The 25,642-nt window shown below is 32.0% G+C and carries 26 protein-coding genes and 1 tRNA gene; 11 read left to right on the forward strand and 16 right to left on the reverse strand.

The annotated features are described in order from the left end of the window. Positions 1 to 138: 138 nt before the first annotated feature. From JM80_RS11500 to JM80_RS11515, 4 genes are all read left to right on the forward strand, one after another. The gene (locus JM80_RS11500; protein ID WP_144710222.1) at positions 139 to 990 is read left to right on the forward strand and encodes a universal stress protein; all 852 of its coding nucleotides are present in this window, start codon (positions 139 to 141) and stop codon (positions 988 to 990) included. Positions 991 to 1,189: 199 nt separating this feature from the next. Continuing rightward, positions 1,190 to 1,498: a helix-turn-helix domain-containing protein gene (locus tag JM80_RS11505; RefSeq protein ID WP_144710224.1), complete on the forward strand. Its 309-nt coding sequence runs from the start codon at positions 1,190 to 1,192 to the stop codon at positions 1,496 to 1,498. Beyond that, positions 1,488 to 2,735, forward strand: coding sequence for a DNA cytosine methyltransferase (locus JM80_RS11510; protein ID WP_144710226.1), 1,248 nt, complete (start codon positions 1,488 to 1,490; stop codon positions 2,733 to 2,735). Before JM80_RS11505 ends, JM80_RS11510 begins: the two co-directional genes overlap by 11 nt. Then, complete coding sequence (locus JM80_RS11515) at positions 2,728 to 4,137, forward strand: Sau3AI family type II restriction endonuclease (protein WP_144710228.1); 1,410 nt, start codon at positions 2,728 to 2,730, stop codon at positions 4,135 to 4,137. The genes JM80_RS11510 and JM80_RS11515 overlap by 8 nt, the downstream gene beginning before the upstream one ends. A 22-nt stretch (positions 4,138 to 4,159) precedes the next feature. On the opposite strand, the gene JM80_RS11520 is transcribed toward JM80_RS11515, so the two are convergent. Next, on the reverse strand, positions 4,160 to 5,206 hold the full coding sequence (locus JM80_RS11520) for a polysaccharide lyase family 7 protein (RefSeq protein ID WP_144710230.1): 1,047 nt from the start codon (positions 5,204 to 5,206) through the stop codon (positions 4,160 to 4,162). Between the two features lie 120 nt (positions 5,207 to 5,326). Here JM80_RS11520 and JM80_RS11525 point away from each other — a divergent pair, with 120 nt between their 5' ends. After that, positions 5,327 to 5,785, forward strand: coding sequence for an RNA methyltransferase (locus JM80_RS11525; RefSeq protein WP_013622609.1), 459 nt, complete (start codon positions 5,327 to 5,329; stop codon positions 5,783 to 5,785). A 154-nt stretch (positions 5,786 to 5,939) separates the two neighbouring features. Next, positions 5,940 to 6,024, forward strand: a tRNA-Ser gene (locus JM80_RS11530). Positions 6,025 to 6,455: 431 nt separating this feature from the next. Here JM80_RS11530 and JM80_RS11535 read toward each other — a convergent pair. The 7 genes from JM80_RS11535 to JM80_RS11565 form a co-directional block, all read right to left on the reverse strand. Continuing rightward, positions 6,456 to 7,220, reverse strand: coding sequence for an RDD family protein (locus JM80_RS11535; protein WP_144710232.1), 765 nt, complete (start codon positions 7,218 to 7,220; stop codon positions 6,456 to 6,458). Between the two features lie 95 nt (positions 7,221 to 7,315). Next, positions 7,316 to 7,813, reverse strand: coding sequence for a hypothetical protein (locus tag JM80_RS11540; RefSeq protein ID WP_034646369.1), 498 nt, complete (start codon positions 7,811 to 7,813; stop codon positions 7,316 to 7,318). A 600-nt stretch (positions 7,814 to 8,413) separates the two neighbouring features. Beyond that, positions 8,414 to 8,794 carry a Fur family transcriptional regulator gene (locus tag JM80_RS11545; protein ID WP_013622605.1) on the reverse strand — a complete coding sequence of 127 codons (381 nt, stop codon included), beginning with the start codon at positions 8,792 to 8,794 and terminating at the stop codon, positions 8,414 to 8,416. A gap of 92 nt (positions 8,795 to 8,886) precedes the next feature. Then, complete coding sequence (locus JM80_RS11550) at positions 8,887 to 9,366, reverse strand: DUF4625 domain-containing protein (RefSeq protein WP_144710234.1); 480 nt, start codon at positions 9,364 to 9,366, stop codon at positions 8,887 to 8,889. A gap of 53 nt (positions 9,367 to 9,419) precedes the next feature. Further along, positions 9,420 to 10,208 carry a DUF4625 domain-containing protein gene (locus tag JM80_RS11555; protein WP_144710236.1) on the reverse strand — a complete coding sequence of 263 codons (789 nt, stop codon included), beginning with the start codon at positions 10,206 to 10,208 and terminating at the stop codon, positions 9,420 to 9,422. A 28-nt stretch (positions 10,209 to 10,236) separates the two neighbouring features. Then, positions 10,237 to 12,594 (reverse strand): TonB-dependent receptor, encoded by a 2,358-nt coding sequence (locus JM80_RS11560; protein ID WP_144710238.1) that lies wholly within the window; start codon positions 12,592 to 12,594, stop codon positions 10,237 to 10,239. A 173-nt stretch (positions 12,595 to 12,767) separates the two neighbouring features. Then, a complete protein-coding gene (locus tag JM80_RS11565) occupies positions 12,768 to 13,091 on the reverse strand; it encodes a hypothetical protein (RefSeq protein ID WP_144710240.1) in 324 nt (107 codons plus the stop codon). A gap of 266 nt (positions 13,092 to 13,357) precedes the next feature. Between JM80_RS11565 and JM80_RS11570 the strand changes: the two genes are divergently transcribed. From JM80_RS11570 to JM80_RS11580, 3 genes are all read left to right on the forward strand, one after another. Further along, the gene (locus JM80_RS11570) at positions 13,358 to 14,110 is read left to right on the forward strand and encodes a sulfite exporter TauE/SafE family protein (protein WP_089118489.1); all 753 of its coding nucleotides are present in this window, start codon (positions 13,358 to 13,360) and stop codon (positions 14,108 to 14,110) included. A 15-nt stretch (positions 14,111 to 14,125) separates the two neighbouring features. After that, a complete protein-coding gene (locus JM80_RS11575) occupies positions 14,126 to 14,758 on the forward strand; it encodes a nitroreductase family protein (RefSeq protein ID WP_013622599.1) in 633 nt (210 codons plus the stop codon). A gap of 79 nt (positions 14,759 to 14,837) precedes the next feature. Next, positions 14,838 to 16,031, forward strand: a complete 1,194-nt coding sequence (locus tag JM80_RS11580) for a DegT/DnrJ/EryC1/StrS aminotransferase family protein (RefSeq protein WP_034646628.1) — start codon at positions 14,838 to 14,840, stop codon at positions 16,029 to 16,031. A gap of 80 nt (positions 16,032 to 16,111) precedes the next feature. Here the strand turns inward: JM80_RS11580 and ribB are convergent, their stop codons facing one another. The 6 genes from ribB to tpx are packed head-to-tail and all read right to left on the reverse strand — an operon-like array spanning position 16,112 to position 22,725. Then, positions 16,112 to 17,242, reverse strand: coding sequence for a 3,4-dihydroxy-2-butanone-4-phosphate synthase (gene ribB / locus JM80_RS11585; protein ID WP_013622597.1), 1,131 nt, complete (start codon positions 17,240 to 17,242; stop codon positions 16,112 to 16,114). Continuing rightward, entirely contained in the window at positions 17,232 to 18,737 is a 1,506-nt protein-coding gene (locus JM80_RS11590) for an LptF/LptG family permease (RefSeq protein ID WP_081457539.1), read from the reverse strand. Before JM80_RS11590 ends, ribB begins: the two co-directional genes overlap by 11 nt. Positions 18,738 to 18,741: 4 nt before the next feature. Then, on the reverse strand, positions 18,742 to 19,383 hold the full coding sequence (locus JM80_RS11595) for an outer membrane lipoprotein carrier protein LolA (protein ID WP_034646632.1): 642 nt from the start codon (positions 19,381 to 19,383) through the stop codon (positions 18,742 to 18,744). A gap of 20 nt (positions 19,384 to 19,403) precedes the next feature. Further along, on the reverse strand, positions 19,404 to 21,815 hold the full coding sequence (locus JM80_RS11600; RefSeq protein ID WP_013622594.1) for a DNA translocase FtsK: 2,412 nt from the start codon (positions 21,813 to 21,815) through the stop codon (positions 19,404 to 19,406). A gap of 39 nt (positions 21,816 to 21,854) precedes the next feature. Beyond that, positions 21,855 to 22,226, reverse strand: a complete 372-nt coding sequence (locus JM80_RS11605) for a diacylglycerol kinase (protein ID WP_013622593.1) — start codon at positions 22,224 to 22,226, stop codon at positions 21,855 to 21,857. Position 22,227: 1 nt separating this feature from the next. Continuing rightward, on the reverse strand, positions 22,228 to 22,725 hold the full coding sequence (gene tpx / locus JM80_RS11610; RefSeq protein ID WP_013622592.1) for a thiol peroxidase: 498 nt from the start codon (positions 22,723 to 22,725) through the stop codon (positions 22,228 to 22,230). Between the two features lie 228 nt (positions 22,726 to 22,953). On the opposite strand from tpx, the gene JM80_RS11615 reads away from it, so the two are divergent. Then, positions 22,954 to 24,411: a catalase gene (locus JM80_RS11615; RefSeq protein ID WP_013622591.1), complete on the forward strand. Its 1,458-nt coding sequence runs from the start codon at positions 22,954 to 22,956 to the stop codon at positions 24,409 to 24,411. Positions 24,412 to 24,473: 62 nt separating this feature from the next. Continuing rightward, positions 24,474 to 24,947 (forward strand): ankyrin repeat domain-containing protein, encoded by a 474-nt coding sequence (locus JM80_RS11620; protein WP_144710242.1) that lies wholly within the window; start codon positions 24,474 to 24,476, stop codon positions 24,945 to 24,947. Between the two features lie 140 nt (positions 24,948 to 25,087). Here the strand turns inward: JM80_RS11620 and JM80_RS11625 are convergent, their stop codons facing one another. Together JM80_RS11625 and JM80_RS11630 are read right to left on the reverse strand one after the other, a co-directional pair. Next, the gene (locus JM80_RS11625) at positions 25,088 to 25,345 is read right to left on the reverse strand and encodes a hypothetical protein (RefSeq protein ID WP_013622589.1); all 258 of its coding nucleotides are present in this window, start codon (positions 25,343 to 25,345) and stop codon (positions 25,088 to 25,090) included. Then, on the reverse strand, positions 25,326 to 25,640 hold the full coding sequence (locus JM80_RS11630) for a thioredoxin family protein (protein WP_013622588.1): 315 nt from the start codon (positions 25,638 to 25,640) through the stop codon (positions 25,326 to 25,328). Before JM80_RS11630 ends, JM80_RS11625 begins: the two co-directional genes overlap by 20 nt. Between the last annotated feature and the right edge of the window lie 2 nt (positions 25,641 to 25,642).

Consider the following 25,642-nt stretch of genomic DNA (forward strand, 5'->3'; position numbering starts at 1 on the left):
TTTACAACCAATAATTGCAAAAGTTAAGTTTGTTTATTTATAGGTTGATGTGTTTTAGTTTTTAAAACAATAAGCACGTTTACACAGCATTTTTAGTACTACGTATTTAAAATTTTAATCAGTTAAAAACCAGTTGTTATGAAAAAAAAGATACTATTACCCACAGATTTTTCTAAAAACTCTACTAATGCAATACACTATGCCATTCAGCTATATAAAGAAGAGCAATGTGAGTTTTTTATACTACATTCTTGCTATGTACCAGGTTATGCTAAAAGCAATCTTATAAGCGTAGATAACGTAGACCGAACTCTAACGGCAGCAAAAGAAGCAGCAGAAAAAAAGATGGAAGCGTTACAAACACAACCTCCGTTTACTGTTACAAACACCAACCATACATTTAAATATCTTATAGAAATTGGCGACCTTACAGACAACCTAAAAAACACTATTAAAAACAATACTATTGCATTGGTGGTAATGGGTACAAGAGGAGAAACAGACAGCAAGCACCTAATTTTAGGCAGTAATGCAGTAGTTACTATGGAAAAAGTTAGAGGTTGTCCAGTACTAGCCATTCCGGGGCATATTACATACAAAGCACCATCAGAAATTGTTTTTCCTACCAGTTTTAAAACAACCTATACCAAGGCAGAATTGGCTGTTTTAGTAGAAATTGCAAGCATAACCAATGCACCAATACGCGTATTGTACATCCAAAAAAACTTAGATTTTAGCACTAAGCAACTAGAAAATAAAGCACTACTAAACACACTGTTAGAGCCCACCACATATACACACCATAAACTATACAACCAAAACCTGCATAATGGTGTACGTTCTTTTGTGCAGAGTAGAGATAGCGGTATGATAGCCTTTGTAAACAAAAAACACAACTTTTTTGGCAGTATATTCTCTAACCCAATGGTAAAAGACCTGGGTAACAATACCAATGTGCCCATACTAGCATTGCATAATTTAGAACACTAAAGTAACCCTACATAAATTTAGTTGTAAAAGCCCTTTTTGGGCTTTTTTGTTTTGTAGTCTCTTTTTAAAAAGGTTTTATGTATTTTCCTTTTTAATCTAAAGGGTACTAATATTTTTATTGAATTAATAAATTTTTTAAGTAGGTATTCTAAAATATTTCATAAATTTGGACAATATCTGTCTAAAACAATTTTGACCAATGAAAACATTAGGCGACACATTAAAATGTGCAAGAGAAGAAAAAGATTTGATACTTCGAAAAGTTGCGGCTGAAGTCGATATTGACCAATCTCTGATAAGCAAATTCGAGAAAAACGAAAGAAAACCGACAATGGAACAAATCGTAAGACTTGCAAAATTTTACGGACTTCCCGAAAGTGAACTAATCATAAATTGGTACTCTGAAAAAATTGCAGACGAACTAAAATACACAGAATCTACTTCTGAAATATTAAAAGTAGCAGAAGAAAAAATTAATTATTATAAAGCTCAAGAAAATGGAAAATAAGAAAATGAAAGTTGCAGAATTATTTGCAGGAGTTGGAGGGTTTCGTCTTGGACTTGAAAAAAGCAATTACGAAGTTGTTTGGAGTAATCAATGGGAACCGTCAACCAAAACGCAACACGCATCAATGGTTTATGAAGCTCGTTTTGGTAATGAAAATCATTCTAATGAAGATATAAACGAAGTAGTAACAAGAAATGTAGAAGAAATTCCAGATCACGATTTATTAGTTGGAGGTTTTCCTTGTCAAGATTATTCTGTTGCTACTACATTGCATAATTCAAAAGGTTTAAAAGGTAAAAAAGGTGTTCTTTGGTGGTCAATTCATAAAATTTTAGAGAACAAAAAAAACAAGCCGAAATATCTTTTTTTAGAAAATGTTGATAGACTTTTAAAATCACCAGCAAAACAAAGAGGACGTGATTTTGCTGTTATGTTACAAAGTTTAAATGATTTAGGTTATGCAGTAGAATGGCGAGTTATAAATGCTGCTGAATATGGAATGCCACAAAGAAGACGTAGAGTTTTCTTTATTGGTTATCATAAATCAACTGAAGTTTACAAAAGACTTCAAAAATCAAAAAAAATAAATTGGTTAACAGAAGAAGGAACAATTGCAAATGCTTTTCCTGTTTCAAAAACAAATTCAATTCAAGAAGTTGAATTGAAAGGAGATTTAGTAGAAATAACCAATAATTTCAATAAAGATGGAAAATTATCACCTTTTCAAAATACAGGTTTACTCGTAAAAGGTAAAGTTTACACAACTAAAACAGAGCCAAATTATGATGGAAAGAAAACTGTTTTAGCAGACGTATTACAAAACGGAGAAGTAACACCTGAATTTTTCATTGATGAAAACGACAAACCAAAATGGGAATACTTAAAAGGTGCTAAAAAAGAAAAAAGAAAAACAAAAGAAGGTTTTGAATACAATTATAGTGAAGGCGGAATGATTTATCCTGATGCTCTAGATAATGCTTCAAGAACAATAATAACAGGAGAAGGTGGAAAATCACCTTCAAGGTTTAAACACGTAGTTGTTTCTGATAGAGGTTTAAGAAGATTGACACCAATTGAATTAGAGAGATTAAATATGTTTCCAGATAATCACACTAAATTGGAAGGAATTACAGATACTAAACGAGCCTTTTTTATGGGAAATGCATTAGTTGTAGGTATAATTGAAAAAATTGGAGAAGAACTTTATAAACAAATAAACCAATTTGAATATGCTTGATATAACTTCGGCAGATTCAATAATTGAATTTGCAAAACAACTTAAAAACCAAACTTTAAGACAAGCTTGTGGAGTTGAAATTGAAAAACACGGTTATAAAGGAAAGGGAAATTTTGGTCAGATTTTAGAGAAATTCTATTTTGGTTACGAACCCAATTCTGATGTAGAACCAGATTTTAAAGAAGCAGGAATTGAACTAAAATCAAGTCCATTAAAAACTTTAAAAAATGGAGAATACCGTTCAAAAGAAAGACTTGTTTTAAATATTATAAACTATTTAGAAGTTCACAAAGAAGAGTTTGAAACCAGTTCATTTTGGAAGAAAAATGCACATTTACTTTTAGTATTCTATCTACACGACAGAGATTTAAATCTACTTGACTACTTAATAAAGTTAGTTGAAGGTTGGCAATACCCAACTGAGGATTTAAAAATAATTAAACAAGATTGGGAGTTTATCAATCAAAAAATTAAAGACGGGAAAGCTCATGAATTATCAGAAGGCGATACGTTTTATCTTGGAGCTTGTACAAAAGGATCAACTGCTCTAAAATCATTCAGAGACCAGCCATTTAATGATATAAAAGCAAAACAAAGAGCGTATTCTTTAAAACAAGGTTATGTTAATCATATAATTGCAAATATTGCTCAAGAAGAACCTGCTGTCTATGGAAAAATAATTGAACAACCTGAAATATTAGATGTTGTTGATTCTATTGAGGATATTATATTAGAAAAATTCAAGCCCTTTTTTGGACTTATACCTGAAAAAATAGCAGAAAAATTTGATTTACATTTTAATAAAAAAGCCAAAAACTATTTTGCTTCAATTACAAATGGCGTTTTGAAAGCTATCCTCGGTGTAGAACAAGACAAAACGATTGAAGAGTTTGAAAAAGCAGATATACAAGTTAAAACTATTCGAGTAGAACAAAATAATAGAATAGAGCAATCTGTTTCCTTTCCTGCATTTGATTTTGAACAAATTTATAATATAAGTTGGAGAGATAGCGAATTGAAAGATTTAACAGAGAAAAAGTTTTTATTTCTATTTTTTAAAAATGACGGAACTGATTATGTTTTTGACAAAGTTAAATTCTGGAATATGCCATACCGTGACAGAAATGAAGTTCGTAAAGTATGGTTAAAAACAAAAAAAGTAATACAAACAGGAGAAATAATTAAAGAATATAAAACAGATAAAAATGGAAAAGTTTCAAGAATAAATAATTTTCCTAATAAATCTGAAAATAGAGTTTGCCACGTTAGACCACATGGACAAACTGCTTTAGACACTAAACCACTTCCTGTGATGGAAAAAGACACTAAAGAAATGTCATTTACTAAACAATGTTTTTGGATAAACTGGGATTATTTAAGAGATGAAATATATCTAAAATAAAAAAATTAATTGAAAAATTTTTTTATTTATGCCCACTCTCTAAGCTGTAAAAAGTGGCCTGTACATAATCTGTAGCAGTACCGGTATTGTTTTGGTTGTACACGCCAGCTTTAAAATACATATACTGTCCGCCAACATCGTAACCACTGTTGGTCATATCTACAAATTGTTCAATAGCATCTTTGCCGTCTCTGTTAATGGTAACCCACATACTATTGCCTGTAACTTTTACGGTATAACTAAATTTTTCATCTAAAGCAATACCATCTTCTGGGTTGGCTGCACTTTTAGATCTACTACCAATAAGGTCATAAAACGTTTCATTGGCAGCATTTTCTTCATGTGCTATATAAATACTCCCTAAAGTGTTGTTAGGTAGTTTGCGGTAGTAAATACGCAGTGGCTCATCATCATTAGCGTGTATTTGGCCAATAATAACTCTTCCTACTTGGTCATCATCACCAGTTGTGGTAACGTGGTTTACGGCTAATGTTGCGTGTAATTCGCCATCATAACCACCAGCATTGGTTATATCTTGTTGTGGTGCACTACCAAAAACCCAGTTATTTTTAGTAACACCTTGTGTGTCTATATTAGTATTGCCAGCGCGTAACATTTCTCGCAATTCTGTTCTGGTATACTTGGTGTTTTCAGAAGTTTTAAAGCCATCTATAGGACATTTAAATACCATACCACCATCTGCTGCGGTATAAAAGTAATTGTCATTAGTAAACCCATTGTTAAGTTCGTTTTCCTTAACGGTATCGGCTTTGTTATTGTTATCTTCGTCTATAGGAATACTAATATTCCAGGTAGCTAAATTAAAATTTGTAGAAGGCGGCATATTGGCGTTTAAACCATTGCTATTTTCATTGTTGTTAGTGTTGTTATCTTGGTTAACATCTTGTTCTTCAGCCTGTGTGTCTTCTGTAAGGTCTTTTTTCTCCGAGGACGAACCATCACCAGAACTACAAGAAGTAACAAAAAATAAAGAACTAAAAATAACGCATAGGCGTGTTGCTATACACCTAAAAATTAGGTGTTTTGTAAAAGAATTGTTTCCGTGCATAAACAATATAATAATATGTTAAAGTTGTAATATACCATAAAAAAGTAATTTGACTATGTAATAGTTGTAGAACTAGCCAAATGGCTGTTTAAAATAGCAAAAGTTTAATATTTTTGCGGTATGAATGATAATTTTGTAAATGAATACTTTGGTATAGGCATACAAAACGGCAAAACACCAGAAAATTTAGGTGTTTTATGGCGTACAGCGCAAAACTTAGGGGCTAGTTTTATTTTTACCATAGGCAACAGGTATGCAAAACAAGCTTGTGATACACACAATGCGGTAAAATCTATACCATATTACCACTACAATACGTTTAATGATTTTAAAAATAACATACCAGTTGGCACCAGAATAGTAGGAGTAGAGCTAGATGATACTGCGGTAGATTTAGAAACCTTTGAGCATCCTAGACGCTGTGTGTACCTGTTAGGAGCAGAGGATCACGGGTTAAGCAAAGAAGCTATAGAGGAGTCGCACTTTTTAGTAAAATTTAAATCTACCTTAAGCTTAAATGTAGCAGTTGCGGGCAGTATTGTTTTATATGATAGGCAACTTGGCAAACCAAGAAGTTAATTTGTAATTTTTTTTAGGGTCTAATTTTTTAAGAAACAAAGAGTTATCTAATACAGCAATAAAAATTACAGAAAAAAGCATAAAATAGTTTTATAGAATAAAAAAAGGTTCTTATATTTGCACCCGCATTAAGGGAATACCTTATGAGACACTTGGAGAAATGGCAGAGTGGTCGAATGCGGCAGTCTTGAAAACTGTTGAGGGTCACACCTCCGGGGGTTCGAATCCCTCTTTCTCCGCAAAAGAAACCCGTAACGAAAGTTACGGGTTTTTGTTTTTTAAAACTATGCTGAAAATTTATTTTCAGAATTAGTTTAAAAAACAAAAAACTACAAACGTAGTTTGTTAAGGTTTTATGCTTGCCAAGGATACTTACCTGGGATGCACGCAGTGAATCCTCTTATTGATTTAATGCAAAATGTTTTAAGATTTAGGCATTTGCAAAATGCGGTAATAGGGATAGAGTAGTAATCCCTTTTGCTTGTATTTCAGAAGTAGTTTAAAAAACAAAAAACTACAAACGTAGTTTGTTAGGGTTTTATGCTTGCTAAGGATACTTACCTGGGATGCACGCAGTGAATCCTCTTATTAATTTAAGATTTATGCATTTGTAAAATGTTTTAATATTTATGTATTTGTAAAATATGGTAATAGGGATAGATTAGTTTTCTTATTGTTTACTAAGCTCTATCAGTTCCCATTCACCATTGCCCTCTTTTATTAGGTAAACATCTACATTAACATCTTTATCATTACCAATTACTTTTATTGATAGTAGAGCTTCGCCATTGCCGTTAGTCATATTAATGCTTCCTGTAGGCATTATACCATAGTCTTTAATACCTCCAGTTTCAGATTGTATTTTTTCATTTTTTTCAATTTCAATAATAGCAACCTTATAAGCATCAGAATTTTTCATTACAGAGCCAACAAAGAAAAATACAACTATAAAAAATGTGAATCCTGCTATTACTAATGCTAGTATTCTAGGTAGTTTTGCTGGTTTGTTAGGGTTTTTAACTACAATAGCTTTTGCCGTTTTATCTCCTAATCTTTTTTTATGTTGATTGGTCGCAAGAACTATAAATTCTACAGGCCAAATAATTAAATATAAGTTTCTAATAAATAATCTGCCAAAAGAAGGAACATTAGACGAGTTATTTTCATCACGAACCATAATTCCCATAATCCATTTACCTAGACTAATGCCTTTTATAGCGTCTTTTGAAAAATATAGAAATAAACCAATACCCATTACTGGTAACATTTTAGACAAAATATTACTAAAATTAGTTTCGTTTATAAAGTCTGATCCAAGAGATAAAAAAGTAATACTTGTAATTAGAAATGAAAATATATAGTGATCAATAATAAATGCTACTATTCGTCTTTTTCTGCTAGATAAGTTATGGGTATTTTCTAAATTTTGATTCATTAGTTGGTGGGTAATATTTATGATTGGCTTAGTTAGTAAATGTAAAAACTATTTAAAACAAAAAACTTTTTTCTGGTTATCAAGTAAATCTAGAGTTATTTTATAGCAATAGAACTATCTATTACTTGGAGTAATGGTTGCATTTTTTTGTTGTAGGCACCAATTTCTCTAACAATTATATCTGTAATAATTAACCTTCCGTGTACGTGTTTGGCAGTTGTATAGTAATATTGAGTTTCTTCATCAACCTTAAAACTTTTGGTTATGAATGAATCTGTTACTTTTAAGTCATCATAAGCTTCATATTCACCTTCGGTTACAAAATTATCATACAAGTCCAATTTTAATTCCTTAAAAAATTGACTATTTATTTCGATAGTGTTTTTTCCATTATTCTGATAGTTTACAAGAGACATTTGTAACATTCCATCATCTGTTTTTGCTCTAAACCTATCGCTATCATAAGGTATCCAATCCACTGGTAGATTAACAAGAAGTAAGTTGTCTATCAAGTGTTTTTTAAAATCTGTAACAAATTCAAAACCTTTTTTTTCTTCTTTCTTTTTACTATTAAAGAATGAAAATAATCCCATATTATTTCTGCTTTTAATGATTGTAGTATACTAATGTAGTGCATACAAACTAAATATAGAATATATAGATTGGTAAACTTTAGTAGTTTCTAAAGTTGTTTTAGGTGGTAATAGCGGTAGACTGTTATAAGGTATATTTTTTTAAAATTTCGCCATTTTAAACAAGGGTAAATATTACTTGCGTTATCTTAACGAAGGTAAATATACCAAAAAATTACCTTTGTTTAAATAATAAAGGTAATTATAACTCTCATTAAATAGATAAGAATAAAATATAAAAGCAAATATAAGTAGCCACATAATGCCAACGCTAAATGCTATAAAGATTAAGCCCTAAAGGGTTTTAAATAAAACTTTTTTCATAATAGTTCTTTTATTTCATTAAACATAATTAACACAAAAAAAATTATTCAAAAACGTTCTGTACTCAATCACATTTTGTGCAGTATCATAATCAACTTTTAAGAAAACAGAAGTAAAACTAACACGAGTTACACCATTTGGATAAGTAATATTGTTTTATTTACTACCTACTTATAAAAACAAAAAAAAGAGATAATCACAATTACCTCTTTTATATACTTTAAGTACATTAGTTGTTTATGAGTAACACTGCTCACACTTACCTTGTAGCAGTACTTGTGAAACATCTACAATTCTGTTAGGAATTTTAGGTATTACAACATCTGCAGGCAGGCAATCTACCTTACCACAGTTAGAACATTGAAAATGAGGGTGGGCATCTGAATGATTGCTAGATGAGCATCCGTTGCATTTTGCGTACCATTTGTGACCGTTTTTACCTAAAAAAGAATGCAAGTAGCCGTCGTCTTCAAGCTTGTCTAAAACACGATAAATAGTGGTTTTATTCATTTTAGAGCTAAAACGTTCTATTAAAGCAGTTACAGAAATTGCCGCTGAACTCTTATCAAATTCATCAAGTAAAATTTTAACCGATTTTGTTTTTCTAATCACTCCCATACCACAAAAATAATGCAACTGGAATGCAAAAAAAAGAAACCGTCTATTTTTAACTTAATTAACAAGCAGTTGAGTGGCAATTTATAGCAAAATTAATCTACTATTTTTATGTCTATAGATGTTCTAGATTGCCATCCTGTTTGGTCTGTAACCGAATAAGCACAATGATAATCACCCGTATCAATATCATCCGGAATTGTTAAACTTACGTTTATTTCATAACTGGTAGAACCTTCTGGAACGGTAAAATTCTCCATATAAATAAACGGGTTTACGGCTTGTTTTACAGGGTATAAATTACACTCTCCTTCTTGATCATCATGGGTGTGATGATCAAAATTATGGTGCAAATCTAAACTATAAGAAGCTAAAGCTTTATTGTCTGTAACCTGCGCTCTAAAGTTATAGGTTTCTCCTTTTTTTAGTAGCGTACAAGGCTGTGGAAAACCTTGAGTATAATTAATACTAATTGTTGGTTTTTCTTCATCCTTATCATTGCTGTCATCACTAGAACAAGAAGTAATAATAGCAAACAACGATAAAAAGAAGAAGTATTTAAGTGTAATTTTCATTTTTAAGAATTTTAAAACCGCATAGCGTGTTTTACTCTATGCGGTATTTTTTATTACTCAGTTACATCAATATGTGTATCGTATTTTTTGGTGTTACCGTCTTCATCTTCAACAGTAAAAACCATATGGTATTCACCAGCAGGTGCAGTTGCAGGTACATCTATATGTTCATGAAATTCTGCTTCAGTTTTCTCATAGTACTTTTCTAAATATTCTTTTTCAAAATCCCATTCTACTTCACCGTCTTTTAAAGTAAGTCCGTGAGCATGAATATCTACAGTTATATTATGTATGCCATTAACAGCATTAATCATAAACTCTGCGTGAAAATCTGTTCCTCTAGCAACGCTTTCATCAATAGACACTTCACCTAAAGTAATAGGATCTTTAACATCTATATGGCCTTCTATTTCTGTACTATTACCTTCTTCATCTGTAACTACCAACTCTATATGGTACTCACCAGCAGGTATGTTTGCAGGTACATCTACATGTTCGTGAAAAGTAGGGTTTATTGCTAGGTATTTTTCATCTGTAAATACTTTTTCAAAATCCCAGTCAACTTCATCTTCACCTATTTCTAAGTCGTGTGCATGAATGCTAAGCGAAATGCTTTTAACAACTGCTTCTGCATCTATTTTTGCTTCTAAATGAATGTCAGATCCTTTGTAAACGTATTGTTCTGTAGAATGATCACCTCCTTCACCATACTCAAAATCAGTAATAATTGGCGCGTTTAAAGAGTTACTGTCATCATCACTACTACATGATTGTAAAAAGAGTCCTAGAAAAGCAACTATTGCTAAAAGTTTAAAGTTGGACATTTTAATGTTTGTTCTCATTGTTTTTAATTTTAATTGTTGTTTATATTTATTTAAATGGAATTGTTAATGACACCGAAATGTTTCTACCAGCTTCAGGAACGTCTATCAGCCTATAAAAACTAGTGTGATTGTAATATGTGGTATTGAATACGTTGTTTAATTTTAGCCGTACATCTATAGGTGCACTATTTTTAAAAATGTCTAATTTTGATGTAAATGACATATGTAGCACATTGTAACCGTCTGTTGTTTGCTCTGGTGGTACAATATCTTCTTGTGTAGCAGTAATTCTATAGTCCGCGTTAATTGCAGGTGTTTTAAAAACTGAAAAATCTTTAATTTTATAACTAACAGAAAAAAGTCCAGATAAAGGAGGCGAAAACGGAAGTGTAAAATCTTTTTTTAATCCGCTTGTTTGTCTAGAGTACACATATTCTGCAGATGCTGCCAGCTCTAGGTTTTTAATAACAGTAGTGCTAGCATTAAGTTCGCCACCAATTCTAAAAACTTTACTTTGTGTGTATTCGTAAATTTGTAAGGTTTCAAAATAATTAGAAGTAGGATTTAAATAGATGTAGTTCTCAAATAAATTAAGAAAAGGACTAATGCCTAAACTAAACTGTTTTTTAGTGTGATTTATATCTAGGTCTAGTTGATAAGCAACCTCTGGTTTTAGGTCAAGATTACCTTTCTCAAACCTATACATGTGGTAGTTTACTCCGTCTGAAGCCAACTCGTTAGCAAGTGGCATTCTAAAACTTTTGCCTAAGTTTACTTTGTACGTGGTGTTGTTTTTAATGTGACTAACACCAAATGAAGCGCTTATATTTTTAAAATCTAGTGTTTTGTTTTTTGCTCTTTGCAAGTATACCTGAGAAGTGGTATTATCTTTATTTTTTACAGTAGATCTAAACCAATCGTTATAAGAGTTAGTCTTAAGCACGCCATAATCATACCTAGCACCAGCTAAAATGTGCCAGTTTTTATTTATTTTATATTGATTGTAACCAAAAGCACCAGCAGTAAAACGGCTATATTCCGGAATTAAAAATCCCCAACCACCAATAGTATTTTTTTGGTGCTCTAAATTTACACCCACAACAACATTATGCTTGTTGTTAATATTAAATGCATCTCTGGCATTTAAAGAGTAGGTGTTTTTAGTAAAAACACGTTCTTTAGTATTTGGCGGCTTGGGCATATACCCATGCGGAATAGGCTCTGAGTGTTCTTCTCTTTTATTATTTTGAAAACCAAGATCAAAATGTAATACATGATTACCGGTGTTTATCGTAGTATTATTGCTAATTTTAAAATGATTTACATTATGGTACGGAAGATCTATGTCTCTGTTAGAGGTATCATAATCTATTTTAGACGTTCTAACTTCTAAGCCATGTGCATTTGCAAAAAATCCGTTTTTAGCATTTACATTACTAAATAGTGTTTCCGTTTTTATGGTATTGTCTACGTAGCCAATACTAACACTAGCGTTAGCTTCTCTGCCGGCAGTGTTTCTTAAATTATTATTGTGAAGCTCAAAAACGTAATTTTCATAGTTAATTTTAGTTGTAGGTACTTTATAGTCACCATAATCTCTGTACGTTACTCTAGTACGGTAAAACCATTTTTCTTTTCTAGCTGATATACCTGCTGAAATGCCCAATAAGTCGTTATTACTTTCTCCAAGAATATTTACTTCGCCATTAAAAGAATTTTGTAATGGGACTTTATTTGGTTGAATATGAACCACACCAGCAATAGCATCTGATCCAAAAAGTAATGAAGCCGGACCTTTTATAATTTGTATATTTTCAATTCCTTGTTGGTCTATCTCTAATCCGTGATCATTGCCCCATTGTTGTGCTTCATGTTTTATTCCGTTTTGTACAACCGCAACTCTATTAAAACCAAGTCCTCTTATAACAGGTTTGCTTTGTCCGGAGCCAATGTTTATAGTGCTTATGCCAGGTATTTTACTCAATGTTTGCATTAAGCTGTTTTCTCTGTTGTTGTTAAGAAACTTTTTGGTAACCGTTTGCGTAACCATAGGTGTTTCTTTGTCTTTATTATGGTAAGTACCAACAACTTTAACCTCGTTTAAAACAGTAGAAGTTTCTTTTAAGTAAATTTTAATGCGTTCCTGTGTATTTTTAGGGATAACAGTAAACTCTTTTGTGCTGTAACCAACGTGAGATACGGTAAAAGAACTAGCTTGTTTTTTATTATCTTCTATGGTAAATTCACCTTTAGAAGAAGAAACTGCAAATAGGTGATCTCCAATAATATTAGCACCTTCTACAGGTTGTAAAGTGTTGGCATCTAGCACAATTCCTTTAATTTTAAAAGAATTTTGTGCAGTTGCAATAGAGCATACGCTAATAAATAAGCATATACTCAGCATTTTATAAAGCATAATTAGCTGTTATATAATTTTAATAATGTGTAGTGTACAAGCCTTGTAGACAATAACGGTATACACTTTTTTGTAGTTGCTTGGTATTAAGGCAAATAATGTAGAATCAATTCTGTATGTAATTTAATTTTTATTACACCTAAATACCAAACAATAAAGGTTTATGTGAGGCTAAAAAGAGGAGGAGGCCTAGAGAATAGTAGTGTGTTACTTTCTGTTTTAAAATACTGATTGTTATAGCTTACTTGTATTTTTTTTACAGGATTGTAAGTTGTAATACAGGTTTTAGTATATGCTTCCTGTGTAGGTACAACGGGTATAGTGTTATGGGTATTTATATAATCACAAATAGTACATTCATGATGGTCACCATCTATAGTATGCTCATTAATATGAGATATAGAATGTAGTCCTGCAATTTTTATGACAATAAAAAAAGCAAGCAACACATATGTAATACTATTTTTAAACTGATATATTTTCATTAATAACCGTTACAGTTTTTTGTTATTGCAACTTAGTTTTGTTAATTAAAGTGCAAATATATTATTATTTTGCTTTAATGCAACATTGATGCAATAGTATAATTATACTTAAATGCAAAACAATTGATAGTTAGTTGGTTACATAGTAAAATTGCATATAAAATTGTTGTACGGTAATGTGTTGAGTAGGGTTATTTTTATATTTTTAAATCACTAATTATGCAAAATCTATATAAAAACACCATAAAACCGTATTTTTGTACGCTATGGATCAATGGTATCATTACCTATTATTAATAGCAGTAGGCTTTATTGTAGGTTTTATTAATACAGTAGCCGGTGGTGGTTCACTACTTTCATTAGGGGTTTTAATCTTTTTTGGTATACCGCCAAGTGTTGCTAATGGTACCAATAGAGTAGCTATAGCAATACAGTCTATGTTAGGCGTAGCAGGATTTAAAAGTAAGGGTGTAAGTACATTTCCGTTTAATATTTACCTAGGCATATCTGCAATGTTGGGCTCTATTGTTGGGGCAAATATAGCAGTAGAAGTAAGCGGAGAAACTTTTAATAAAATACTAGCTATTGTAATGATAGCTGTATTGTTAATTATAATATTTAAACCAAAATTAAAGGCTGAAGACATACAAGAACGTATAACAGGCAAGCATTTATGGATAGGTATAATTGCTTTTTTCTTTTTTGGTGTTTATGGTGGTTTTATTAACGCAGGCTTAGGTTTTATTATTATTTTGTTTTTACATTATGCTAATCATATGACGCTGGTACGTGCAAACGCAACAAAAGTAGCAGTAGTTTTAATTTATACGTTAGCTGCGCTAGCGGTGTTTATTTACTACGATAAAATAATTTGGGAAATAGGCCTTGTTTTAGCTATTGGTAATGGCTCTGGTGCTTGGGTAGCAAGTAGAGTATCTGTAGCTAAAGGTGATGGTTTTATAAAAAAGTTTTTAATGCTAATGATTATTGTTATGGCTGTTAAACTTTGGTTTTTTTAATGCAATAGATGAAAAATGGAGATTATTAAAAAGTTAGAATGGCGTTACGCTGTTAAAAAATTTAATGAAAATATTGTACTACCAGATGCTAAAATAGAGGCAATTAAAGAGGCTTTTAATTTAACAGCTACATCTTACGGTTTACAGCCAATAAAAATGGTAGTTGTTAAAAATAAAGCATTGCAGCAACAATTGGCGGTAAGCTCATACAATCAACAACAAGTAGCACAGGCGTCTCACGTTTTGGTATTGTGCAGAGAAACTACTATAAATGCAGATTATATTGCCAACTACTTTAAACGTGTACAGCAGGTTAGAGGCACTAGTAATGATATTTTAGATCCGTTTAAACAGCAATTAATTGGTAGTTTTAGTAAAAAAACTAGTGATGAAGTAGCGCAGTGGGCAACCAACCAGGCCTATCTTATTTTAGGTAATTTGTTAACCGTTTGTGCAGCTACAGAAATAGATGCTTGCCCAATGGAAGGTTTTATTCCTGCCGAGTACGATAAACTTTTAGGATTACAAAAATTAAATTTAGCATCTGTATTAACTATGCCAATAGGTATTAGGGCAGATGATGATGTGTTTGCAACCTTTAAAAAAGTACGTAAAGAGACTGTAGAAAGTGTGATAGAAATTGCCTAAAATTGCTAACTTTACAAATCAATTAAAGCTATTGTTTTAATAGCATTAGAAAGAATAAAAAACAAGAAAAATATACAATATGCCAGGATTTGAATTTTTTGGAGATAAGGAAAGAGCAGAAGTACAAAAAGTACTAGACTCAGGTGTTTTAATGCGTTATGGTTTTGATGGTATGCGTGGTGACCAATGGAAAGCATTAGAACTAGAAGAAGCCTTAACAAAAAGAATGGAAGTAGGTTACGCACAATTAGTTAGTAGTGGTACAGCAGCATTAACTGTTGCGTTGGCTAGTGCAGGTATTGGTGCTGGTGATGAAGTTATTATGCCAACTTTTACATTTGTTGCTAGTTTTGAGTCTATTTTAGCTTTAGGTGCTGTACCTATTTTAGTAGATGTAGATGATACATTAACACTAAATCCAGAAGCGGTAGAAAAAGCAATTACACCAAAAACAAAGGTAGTTATGCCTGTACATATGTGTGGTTCTATGGCTAATTTAAGTGCTTTAAAAGCCATTTGTGATAAGCACAATTTATTGTTATTAGAAGATGCTTGCCAAGCAATTGGTGGTACGTATGAAGGTAAACCTTTAGGTAGTTATGGAGATTTAGGTTGTTTTTCTTTTGATTATGTAAAAACAATAACTTGTGGTGAAGGTGGTGCTGTAATTACTAACAATGAGCAGTATTACAAAAATGCTGATCATTATTCAGATCATGGTCATGATCATATAGGAAAAGATAGGGGAGCAGAAGATCACCCGTTTTTAGGATACAACTACAGAATATCAGAATTACACGCTGCTGTTGGTGTAGCTCAGGTGCAAAGATTAGATGAGTTTATTGCAATACAGAAAAAAACATATACTATTTTACGCAATGCATTGTCTACAATACCAGAAGTAACGTTTAGAGCAGTACCAGAAGGTGGTGAAGAAAATTACTCTTTCTTATCTATATTTTTACCAACAGAAGAACAGACAAGAAAAGCACACAAAGCTTTAGGTGAACACAGTGTTGACGCTTGTTTTTACTGGTATGCTAATAACTGGCATTATTACAAAAAGTGGGCTCACTTAACTAATTTAACTTCTTTAGGTAAATTACCAAATGAAGTTAAAGAACAATTGCCAGACTATAGCAAGTCAGACTTTTCTAAGTCAGACCAATGGATTAGTAGAACAATTTCTTGTTTGGTTAAATTAGGATGGACCGAAGAAGAGGTAGAGCAAAGAGCTGCTAATATGGTTAAAGCTATAAAATCTGTATTATAATTTATTACAGATTATTAAAAATAGAAAAATCCCTTAAAACTAAGTTTTAAGGGATTTTTTATTTGTAGTGGTTAAGTTAATTAATACTTAACGTAATCTATAATTTCTAAACCATAACCAACAATACCCACACGTCTAGACTGTGTAGTATTTGTTAGTAGTTTTACTTTACTAATATTTAAATCATGTAAAATTTGTGCACCAACACCAAAATCTCTACTATCCATATCTACTTTAGGGGCTTTTACTAAGCCGTTTCCTTGTAATTTTTTAAGTTGAGATAATCTGTTTAATAAATTAAGAGATTGAGATTCTTGGTTAATAAAAACCATAGCTCCCTTACCTTCTTTATTAATGGCTGCAAACATATCCTCTAATTTTTGATCAGGATTATTGGTAAGCGTACCTAAAATATCATTATTTACTAAGGTAGAATTTATACGCGTAAGTATTTGTTCATCCTTATTCCAGCTACCTTTGGTAAGTGCAATATGTACTTGATCGTTAGTAGTTTGTTGGTAAGCGTGTAGTCTAAACTCTCCAAAACGAGTTTCAATTGTAAATTGCTCTTTCTTTTCAATAAGGCTGTCGTGCTCCATTCTGTAAGCAATAAGAGCTTCAATAGAAACAACTTTTAAATCAAACTTTTTGGCAACGTCTATCAATTGAGGTAAACGGGCCATAGAGCCATCTTCATTCATTATTTCAACAATAACACCAGCAGGTTTAAATCCTGCTAAACGAGCAAAATCAATTGCAGCTTCTGTATGCCCTGTTCTACGTAAAACTCCACCTTCTTTGGCAATTAACGGAAAAATATGTCCTGGTCTTGCTAAATCTTGTGCTTTAGTTTCATTTTCTGTAAATGCTTTAACTGTTGCAGCTCTATCTCCTGCAGAGATTCCTGTAGTAACACCTTTTCCTTTTAAATCTACAGAAACGGTAAAAGCAGTTTCCATAGGGTCTGTGTTGTTGGTTACCATTACGTGTAAACCTAACTCTTTACAACGACCTTCTGTTAAAGGAGCACAAATTAAACCACGACCGTGAGTGGCCATAAAGTTTATCATTTCTGGTGTTACAGCTTCTGCAGCAGCTACAAAATCACCTTCATTTTCTCTGTCTTCATCATCAACAACAATAATAACCTTTCCTTTACGGATGTCTTCTATTGCTTCTTCAATTGTATTTAACTGTATTTTATTTTCCATTAGTTTTAGTCTTGGAATTTTTAGTAAACTGTTTTTTTATTAGGTAAATGATATCGCCAAAAGTAATTAAGCCTTTATCATTTGTTGCTCTTATAGTTAAAAATACACCTAGTGGTAGCATAACCAGTGTAGGTATCCAAGCAGCTAGTGCAGGTGGTATTTTACCAACTTTAGCAGAGTTGCCCACAAATACTCCTAAAAAGTAGTAGGCCAAGAAAAGTATAATGGCAATTACCATTGGTAACCCCATACCGCCTTTTCTAATAATTGCACCCAAAGGCGCACCAACAAAAAATAAAATGATACAAGAAAAAGCCAAAGCATATTTACTATGCAGGGCTAAAATATGTATGTTGTAACGCTGGTATTTTATGTCTAACTCTTTTTTTCTTGCAGAAACAGAACTTAAAACATTGGTAGTTGCACTATGTGCTGAGCTGTACAATTGCAATTGCATAGACTCATTATACAAACTAGCAATGTCTCCTGTGTAGGTAACTGTATCTTTTACAACCTCTTTTTGTTTGTTGTTAGGAGTTTCTTTTTTAGAAGCTTCATCTAACATAGGTTTTGGCTTTTTGTAACCGTAATCAGATTTAAAAGCACCTGCTCTAATAGATATATTTTTAGAAAAAGCTTTTATGGTTTTTATATTGTCGTTTCTTATAGAGTCTATATCAACAATAAGTCTAGATACTTTTTTCATTTTTTCAGTATCTACATTACGGTCTTCTTCTAAATCCTGATCGCTCATATCTGTAAGCTGTATGTTAATGATATACTCATTAAACTTAGCTTTAGCAAAAGGTACTTTTAGTTTGGTTTTACTATTTTTAGATTGTACGTCTTCATAATAATTACCATCTTTAAGTATAAGTTGTACAATATCAGAATCTTCACTACTAACTAATTCTCCTTTTTTTGCTTTAATAACAACATTACTAATAACATTGTTAGATTTTTTGTGGATAATAATGTTTTCTAAAAAGCGGTCGTTTTCACCAGACTTTTTATCAACTTTAATATTCATTCCTTCAAAATCACTAAAAATACCTTCTGCTATAATTGCAGCTGGTTTTACATTACCAATATTACGTTTAAGGTTGTAAATTTTATGAGCTGCAGCAGGGGCAACGTTGTTTGCAAAAAAGAAGGCAACAACACCAAGGAACAAAACAAAAATTATTATTGTACGCATTGCACGCTGTAAAGAAATACCAGAGGCTTTCATAGCGGCAAATTCATAATTTTCTGCTAGTGTACCAAAGGTTAAAATAGAGGAAAGTACTACCGTTAAAGGCAATACTTTGTCTATTAAACTTGGCATAAAGTAAAAAATAAACTTACCTATAATTTCTAGGTCTAATCCTTTACCCGCTAAGTCTCCTATATACAACCAGATCGTTTGAAATATGAAGATTAACATCAATATTGCAAACGAACTGAAAAAGTTAAAAAGAAACTTTGTTAGAATGTAACGATCTAATAATTTCAATGGCTTAATTTCTTATGATATAGTACCCGTTATCTTCGTACTTTTTTAGGTCAAAAGTAAATAAGCTTTTTGATAAAGTTTGATTTGTTTTAAAAGAATTAACAGTAATTGTGGTTTTTGTGCCATTATCTCCTGTTTCAATAAGGTTGTAAATGTGTTTTGTTTCTACATCTATACCTAAAAGTCTAGATTTAATTTCTGAATTAGAATCTATAGGAATTAATTTTATATACTGAATTTTTCTTCCGTTTATAGTCTGCAACTTATCCCAAGCATAATTATGGCCTGTTTTATAAAAAGTTAGCATTTTAGATGGCGTTATAGCGTTATCATCTGTAGACTTATCTTCTATAGTTACCTCTTCGTTATCAGGAACAACGGTGTATACTTTTTTACCATCAAACAATTGCATAGATCCTAGGTAGTTAAACAAGTATTTTTCACCTTGTAAGGTAACATCACCTCTGGTTTCTCTGTTTATATTGGCTTCACTGTTATTAAGTGAATGTTTAAAGTCCACAAAAATATTATTATAACTAGTTACTTTATTGTAAACTTGGTCTAATAAAGCTTTTGCCTTAGCGGAATTTTGCGCAAAAGAAACATTTGCTATTAATATGAATACTAAAACTCCTAATTTTTTCATTTTGTATGATTTGTTAATTGTTATTTTTTTTCGTTATCTAGTAATTGGTCTAACGCCAACATATCTGGTACTAAAACTTGCCTTGCCTTACTACCTTCAAACTGACCAACAATACCGGCAGCTTCTAGTTGATCTATAATTCTACCTGCTCTGTTATATCCTAATTTTAGTTTTCGTTGTATTAAAGACGCAGAACCTTGTTGTGCAATTACAATTACTTCTGCAGCTTCTCTAAATAATTTATCACGATCTGCTATGTTATTATCAATACTTGTGCCAGAGTCATCTGGTCCTACATATTCTGGCAGTAAAAGAGCCTCTGCATATGCTCTTTGTGATCCTATATAACCTGTAATTTTTTCTACCTCTGGGGTGTCTACAAAAGCACATTGTACACGTATAACATCATTACCTTGTGTGTAAAGCATATCTCCACGACCAATTAATTGGTCTGCACCTTGTGCATCTAAAATAGTTCTGGAGTCAATTTTAGAAGTAACTCTAAACGCAATACGTGCCGGGAAATTGGCTTTTATAATACCTGTAATTACATTTACAGATGGTCTTTGTGTGGCTATAATTAGGTGAATACCAATGGCTCTGGCCAATTGTGCTAAACGAGCAATAGGTGTTTCTACCTCTTTACCAGCGGTCATAATTAAATCTGCAAACTCATCTATTACCAATACAATGTATGGTAAAAACATATGTCCATCATTAGGATTTAGTTTACGAGCCTTAAATTTAGCATTGTATTCTTTTAGGTTACGTACCATTGCAGCTTTTAGCAGTTCGTACCTGTTATCCATCTCTATACAAAGAGAATTTAATGTATTTATAACTTTTGCATTGTCTGTAATAATGGCATCTTCAGAGTCTGGCAGTTTGGCTAAAAAGTGGCGCTCTATTTTATTAAATAGCGTTAGTTCTACTTTTTTGGGATCTACCAATACAAATTTAACCTCTGCCGGATGCTTTTTATATAAGAGTGATGTTAATACAGCATTTAAACCAACAGATTTACCTTGACCTGTAGCACCTGCCATAAGCAAGTGAGGCATTTTAGCTAAATCTACCACAAGAGTTTCATTACTAATGGTTTTACCAAAAGCAATTGGCAGTTCCATTTCTGCTTTCTGAAATTTTGTACTTGCTATTACAGAACGCATAGATACTATAGAAGGATTTTTGTTAGGAACCTCTATACCAATAGTTCCTTTACCTGGTATTGGAGCTATAATACGTATACCTAATGCAGCTAATGATAATGCAATATCATCTTCTAAATTTTTAATTTTTGAAATACGCACACCAGCATCTGGTACAATTTCATACAGTGTAACTGTAGGTCCAATAGTGGCTTTAATTTGTGCAATTCCTATTTTGTAGTTTTTAAGAGTTTCTACAATTTTATTTTTGTTTTCCTCTAATTCCTCTTGGTTAATTGTTATTCCGCCACCTGCTCCGTGTTGATCTAACAAATCTATATGTGGAAATTTGTAGTTTGCTAGCTCTAAAGTAGGGTCAAACTCACCAAAATCATCAACTAACTTGTCTGCTAGGTTATCTATTTCTTCTTTTTCTTCGGTAATTTTTTCTACCTCAATATTTAGGCTTTCTTCTACGTTTTCTTCATCCTCAGCAACAGTAACTTCAAAACCATCATTTGCAGGTACTTCTTCTTTTTCTATTGGAGGTATTTCTTCTTTGTGAGTATAAGTATCTACAACAACAGGAGTTTCTTCTACAGTAGCTTCTTCAACTGTTTCTGCCGTTTGTTTGCTTGTAGCATTTGCAGAAGAATTTTCATCATCGCCAGAATTGTTTAACTCATCTGTTAATGCAGCTTTTTTCTGTTTAAAGTATTGTAAGGTGCTTTCTGGAGTAAATTTAAATAGCCTTACTAAAATAAATATCAACCCAAAAATTAAAAGAAGTAGTACGCCAATTTTACCAGTATAGTCTTGCAGAAAATCATTCATTTCAAAACCAACTAAACCTCCTAAAAGCGGCCATTTTTCAGCAAAAAAACCAAAAGCTACAGAAAACCATAAAATAAATATTAAGCCCCATATCCATTTTTTTACGAGTCCTTTTTTAGGTAGACTAAAAAATAATGTTAATCCTGATAAAAATAACAAAACAGGAAAAACAAAAGATGCAACACCAAACCCTTTGTATAAAAACAAATGTCCAATACTAGCGCCAAACTTATTTAGTAAGTTTTTAGCTTGTTCATTTCTGTTTGCAAATTCAGACAGCAAGCTTTGGTCATCTTGCCACGTAAAATAAAAAGATGTAAAAGAAAAAAACAGCGCAATAGCAAAAAGCATTATAACACTACCTAACAATATTTTATTTTGTTTAGATAAGCCAAAACTGCGTTTTTGTTTAGGAGTAGCTGCTTTCTTTTTAGTAGTCTTTTTTGCCATTAAATATGTGTACCTTAATATATGTAACCTAAAAATTGGTTACAAGTTAAAAATTTTTGGAATGTAAATAATACACCCTATTATAGATGCTGCTATAGAAACAATCATAACAGCACCTGCAGCAACGTCTTTTATAAAGCCAATTTTGGCATCAAACTCTGGTTGTATATAATCTGCTATTTTTTCTACAGCAGTATTTAGTCCTTCTATACCCATAACCAAACCAATAGCAAATATTTGCAGTATCCACTCTGTATTAGATATGTTGTAATAAAAACCAAAAATGGTAATTAAAATACATATAAAAAACTGAACCTTAATACTTGCCTCGGTTTTTAATAGTAAAAAAGCACCTTTTAAAGCGTAACCAACGCTACGTATTCTGTTTAATGCAAAATTTTCTTTAGGCATATTATAATGCTTCTAAAGCTAGCTTGTAATTAGGTTCTTCAGTTGTTTCTGCAACCTGCTCTGTATGTATAACTTTACCTTCTTCATTTAAAACAACAATAGATCTAGATAATAAAGCCTCTAAAGGTCCGTCTGCAAAAGTTACATTATACTTTTCTCCAAAGTTACCATCTTTAAAGTCAGATAACATTTCTACATTATCTAAACCTTCTGCACCACAAAAACGTGCTTGTGCAAATGGTAAGTCTTTAGAAACACATAATACAACAGTGTTTTCTAATGTAGAAGCTTCTTTATTAAACTGTCTAACAGATTGTGCACACGTACCAGTGTCTACACTTGGGAATATATTTAAAACTACTTTTTTTCCCTTATAGTTCTCTAAGGTAGCAGTAGATAAGTCGTTTTTTGTTAACTTAAAATCTGGAGCTGTAGCACCAACTTCTGGTAAATTACCTAATGTATTTATTTTATTTCCTTTTAAAGTAACAGTAGCCATAATGTATGTGTTTTAATTTTGGTGTGAAATTAAAAAATATATGAGTGATATGTAACTATTTTAATAAAAAAGTAATCCTTATATATAAGTTACTGTTTAATAGTGAATAGCTATGGTGTTTTTAATTAATATAAATTAAGCTTATTCTTTGATAAAAACTATCAATTTCTTAACTTATATCCGAAAAGATTTTTAATTAATTTTATCTCATTAAAAATATAGACTGTTATGGAAAATAAAAAACTTACCACATCTGCAGGAGCCCCAGTATCTAACAATCAACGTTCACAAACCGCTGGTGACAGAGGCCCTGTTTTAATGCAAGATTACAAATTATTAGAAAAACTAGCACACCAAAATAGAGAGCGCATACCAGAACGTGTTGTGCATGCAAAAGGTTGGGGTGCAATGGGGACTTTTACAGTAACTCATGATATAAGTAAATATACAAGAGCAAAACTATTTTCATCTGTAGGTAAAAAAACACCAGTTTTAACTCGTTTTTCTACTGTTGCTGGTGAAATGGGAGCTGCTGATACAGAAAGAGATGTACGAGGTTTTTCTGTTAAGTTTTATACTGAAGAAGGTAATTGGGATTTAGTAGGTAACAATACTCCAGTTTTCTTTTTAAGAGATGGTTACAAATTTCCAGATTTTATACACACTCAAAAAAGACATCCTAAAACAAACTTGCGTTCACCAGAAGCAATGTGGGATTATTGGTCTTTATCACCAGAAAGTTTACACCAAGTAACTATTTTAATGTCTGATAGAGGAATACCAACAACTCCTATGCATATGAACGGTTATGGCTCGCATACATTTAGTTTTTGGAACAATGACGGCGAACGTTTTTGGGTGAAATTTCACTTTAAAACACAGCAAGGACATAAGCATTACACAAACGAAGAGTCGGCTAAAATTATTGGAGAAACAAGAGAAAAGTATCAAGAAGAACTTTTTGGGGCAATAGAAAAAGGAGATTACCCAAAATGGACGTTAAAAGTACAGGTAATGCCAGAGGCAGATGCAGAAAAAACACCGTACAATCCGTTTGATTTAACTAAAGTTTGGCCACATGCAGATTATCCGTTAATTGAAGTAGGGGAGTTGGAGTTAAATAAAAATCCAGAAAATTACTGGCAATATATTGAAAATGCAGCTTACTCACCATCTAACATAGTACCAGGAATTGGTTTTTCTCCTGATAAAGTATTACAAGCACGTATTTTTTCATACGCAGATGCACACAGGTATAGATTAGGTACGCACTACGAGGCTTTACCAGCAAATGCTCCTAAATCTGAAGTAAACCATTATCATAAAGATGGTTCTATGCGTTTCTTTACAAATGATTTTGGCAATCCAGATGCTTACTATGAGCCAAACAGTAAAGGAGGAGCTGTAGAAGACCCAACTGTAGAAGAACCACCAATGAAAATTAGTGGTGACGCTAAGCGTTATGAAGAAAATGACACGTATGGCGAGTACAAACAACCAGGTGATTTATTTAGGATGTTTAATGATGACCAAAAAAATAGGTTATTTAATAATATAGCTGCAGCAATGCAAGGTGTTTCTATGGAAATAATAGAGCGCCAGTTAGTTCATTTTGATAAAGCAGATCCTGAGTATGGTAATGGAGTACGTAAAGCTTTAGGTATTTCTGAACTAGAAAATTACTAAAAAATAAAATTGTTTAATTGGGGATAAGCATTAGTGCTTATCCCTTTTTTTATAGCTATAAAATGACAGAAACAACAACAGCATTTTTTAATGCAATACGAGAAGAGAATATAGAAGAAGTAACAAAAATGTTAAAAGAGAACCCAGAATTAGTATCTGTAAAAGATACACGTGGTTCTACACCTTTAATTTTAGCAACTTATTATAACTATTTAGATATAGCTAAGGTTTTATTAGATAACAACGCACCAATAGATGATAAGGATGCCTCTGGTAATACGGCTTTAATGGGAGTGTGTTTTAAAGGTTTTGATGCAATTGCAGCATATTTAATTGAAAAAGGGGCAGATGTAAATGCTGTAAATTTATCTGGAGCTACACCTTTAATTTACGCAGCTACATTTAACAGACAGTCTATTATTAAAATGTTATTAGATAAAAATGCAGATAAAACTGTAGCAGACCAAAGAGGAAACACAGCTTTAGATCATGCAAAAATGCAAGGTTTAAGTGATTTAGAATCGCTTTTAGTATAAAAGAAAGCAATAAATATAAAAACCTCTAAAGTTTTACTTTGGAGGTTTTTTTGTTGCATTTAAGCAAGTCTATGAAAAAGAAAAAGCCACTATTCTAATTAAAGAATAGTGGCTTTTATTATGGAACAGTATGTACTGTTTTATTTATCTATAGAACCTAATACACGTTTCATAAACCCGTTTAATGCTTCTTTTTCTGGTACACCTTCTTTAATAGATTTTTGTACCTCAATAGCACCATACATGTTAGAAATTAGTTCTCCAATAACATCTAGCTCTTCATCTTTAAGAGAAGAAACTTCTGTTAATGCCTCTAAGGTTTCAATTGTTTCAAGAACGTAATCTTCATCGTTCTCTTTTATAAAACCTGTAAGGTGCTTAATTACTGGCAATTTCATGTACTAATTCTTTTAAAACATCATATTTATTAGTCTGTGTCTGGTTTTTAATACTTCCGTTTTCAAAAGTTGCAAACGTAGGTAAATTGTCTACATTGGCTAATTTTCTAGATTCCGGAAATTTTTCAGCATCAGCTAAAATAAATGTAATGTCTTCGTTAGCGGCAGCCTCTTTTTTAAATTTAGGCTTCATTATTCTACAGTTTCCACACCATGTAGCAGAGTATTGCACAACCACTTTTTTGTGCTCAGCAATTAATTCTGCTAAATTGTCGTTTTCTAGTTCTAGTAACATAC

The organism is Cellulophaga sp. RHA_52 (genome assembly GCF_007827205.1).
GTDB classification, from domain to species: Bacteria; Bacteroidota; Bacteroidia; order Flavobacteriales; family Flavobacteriaceae; genus Cellulophaga; species Cellulophaga lytica.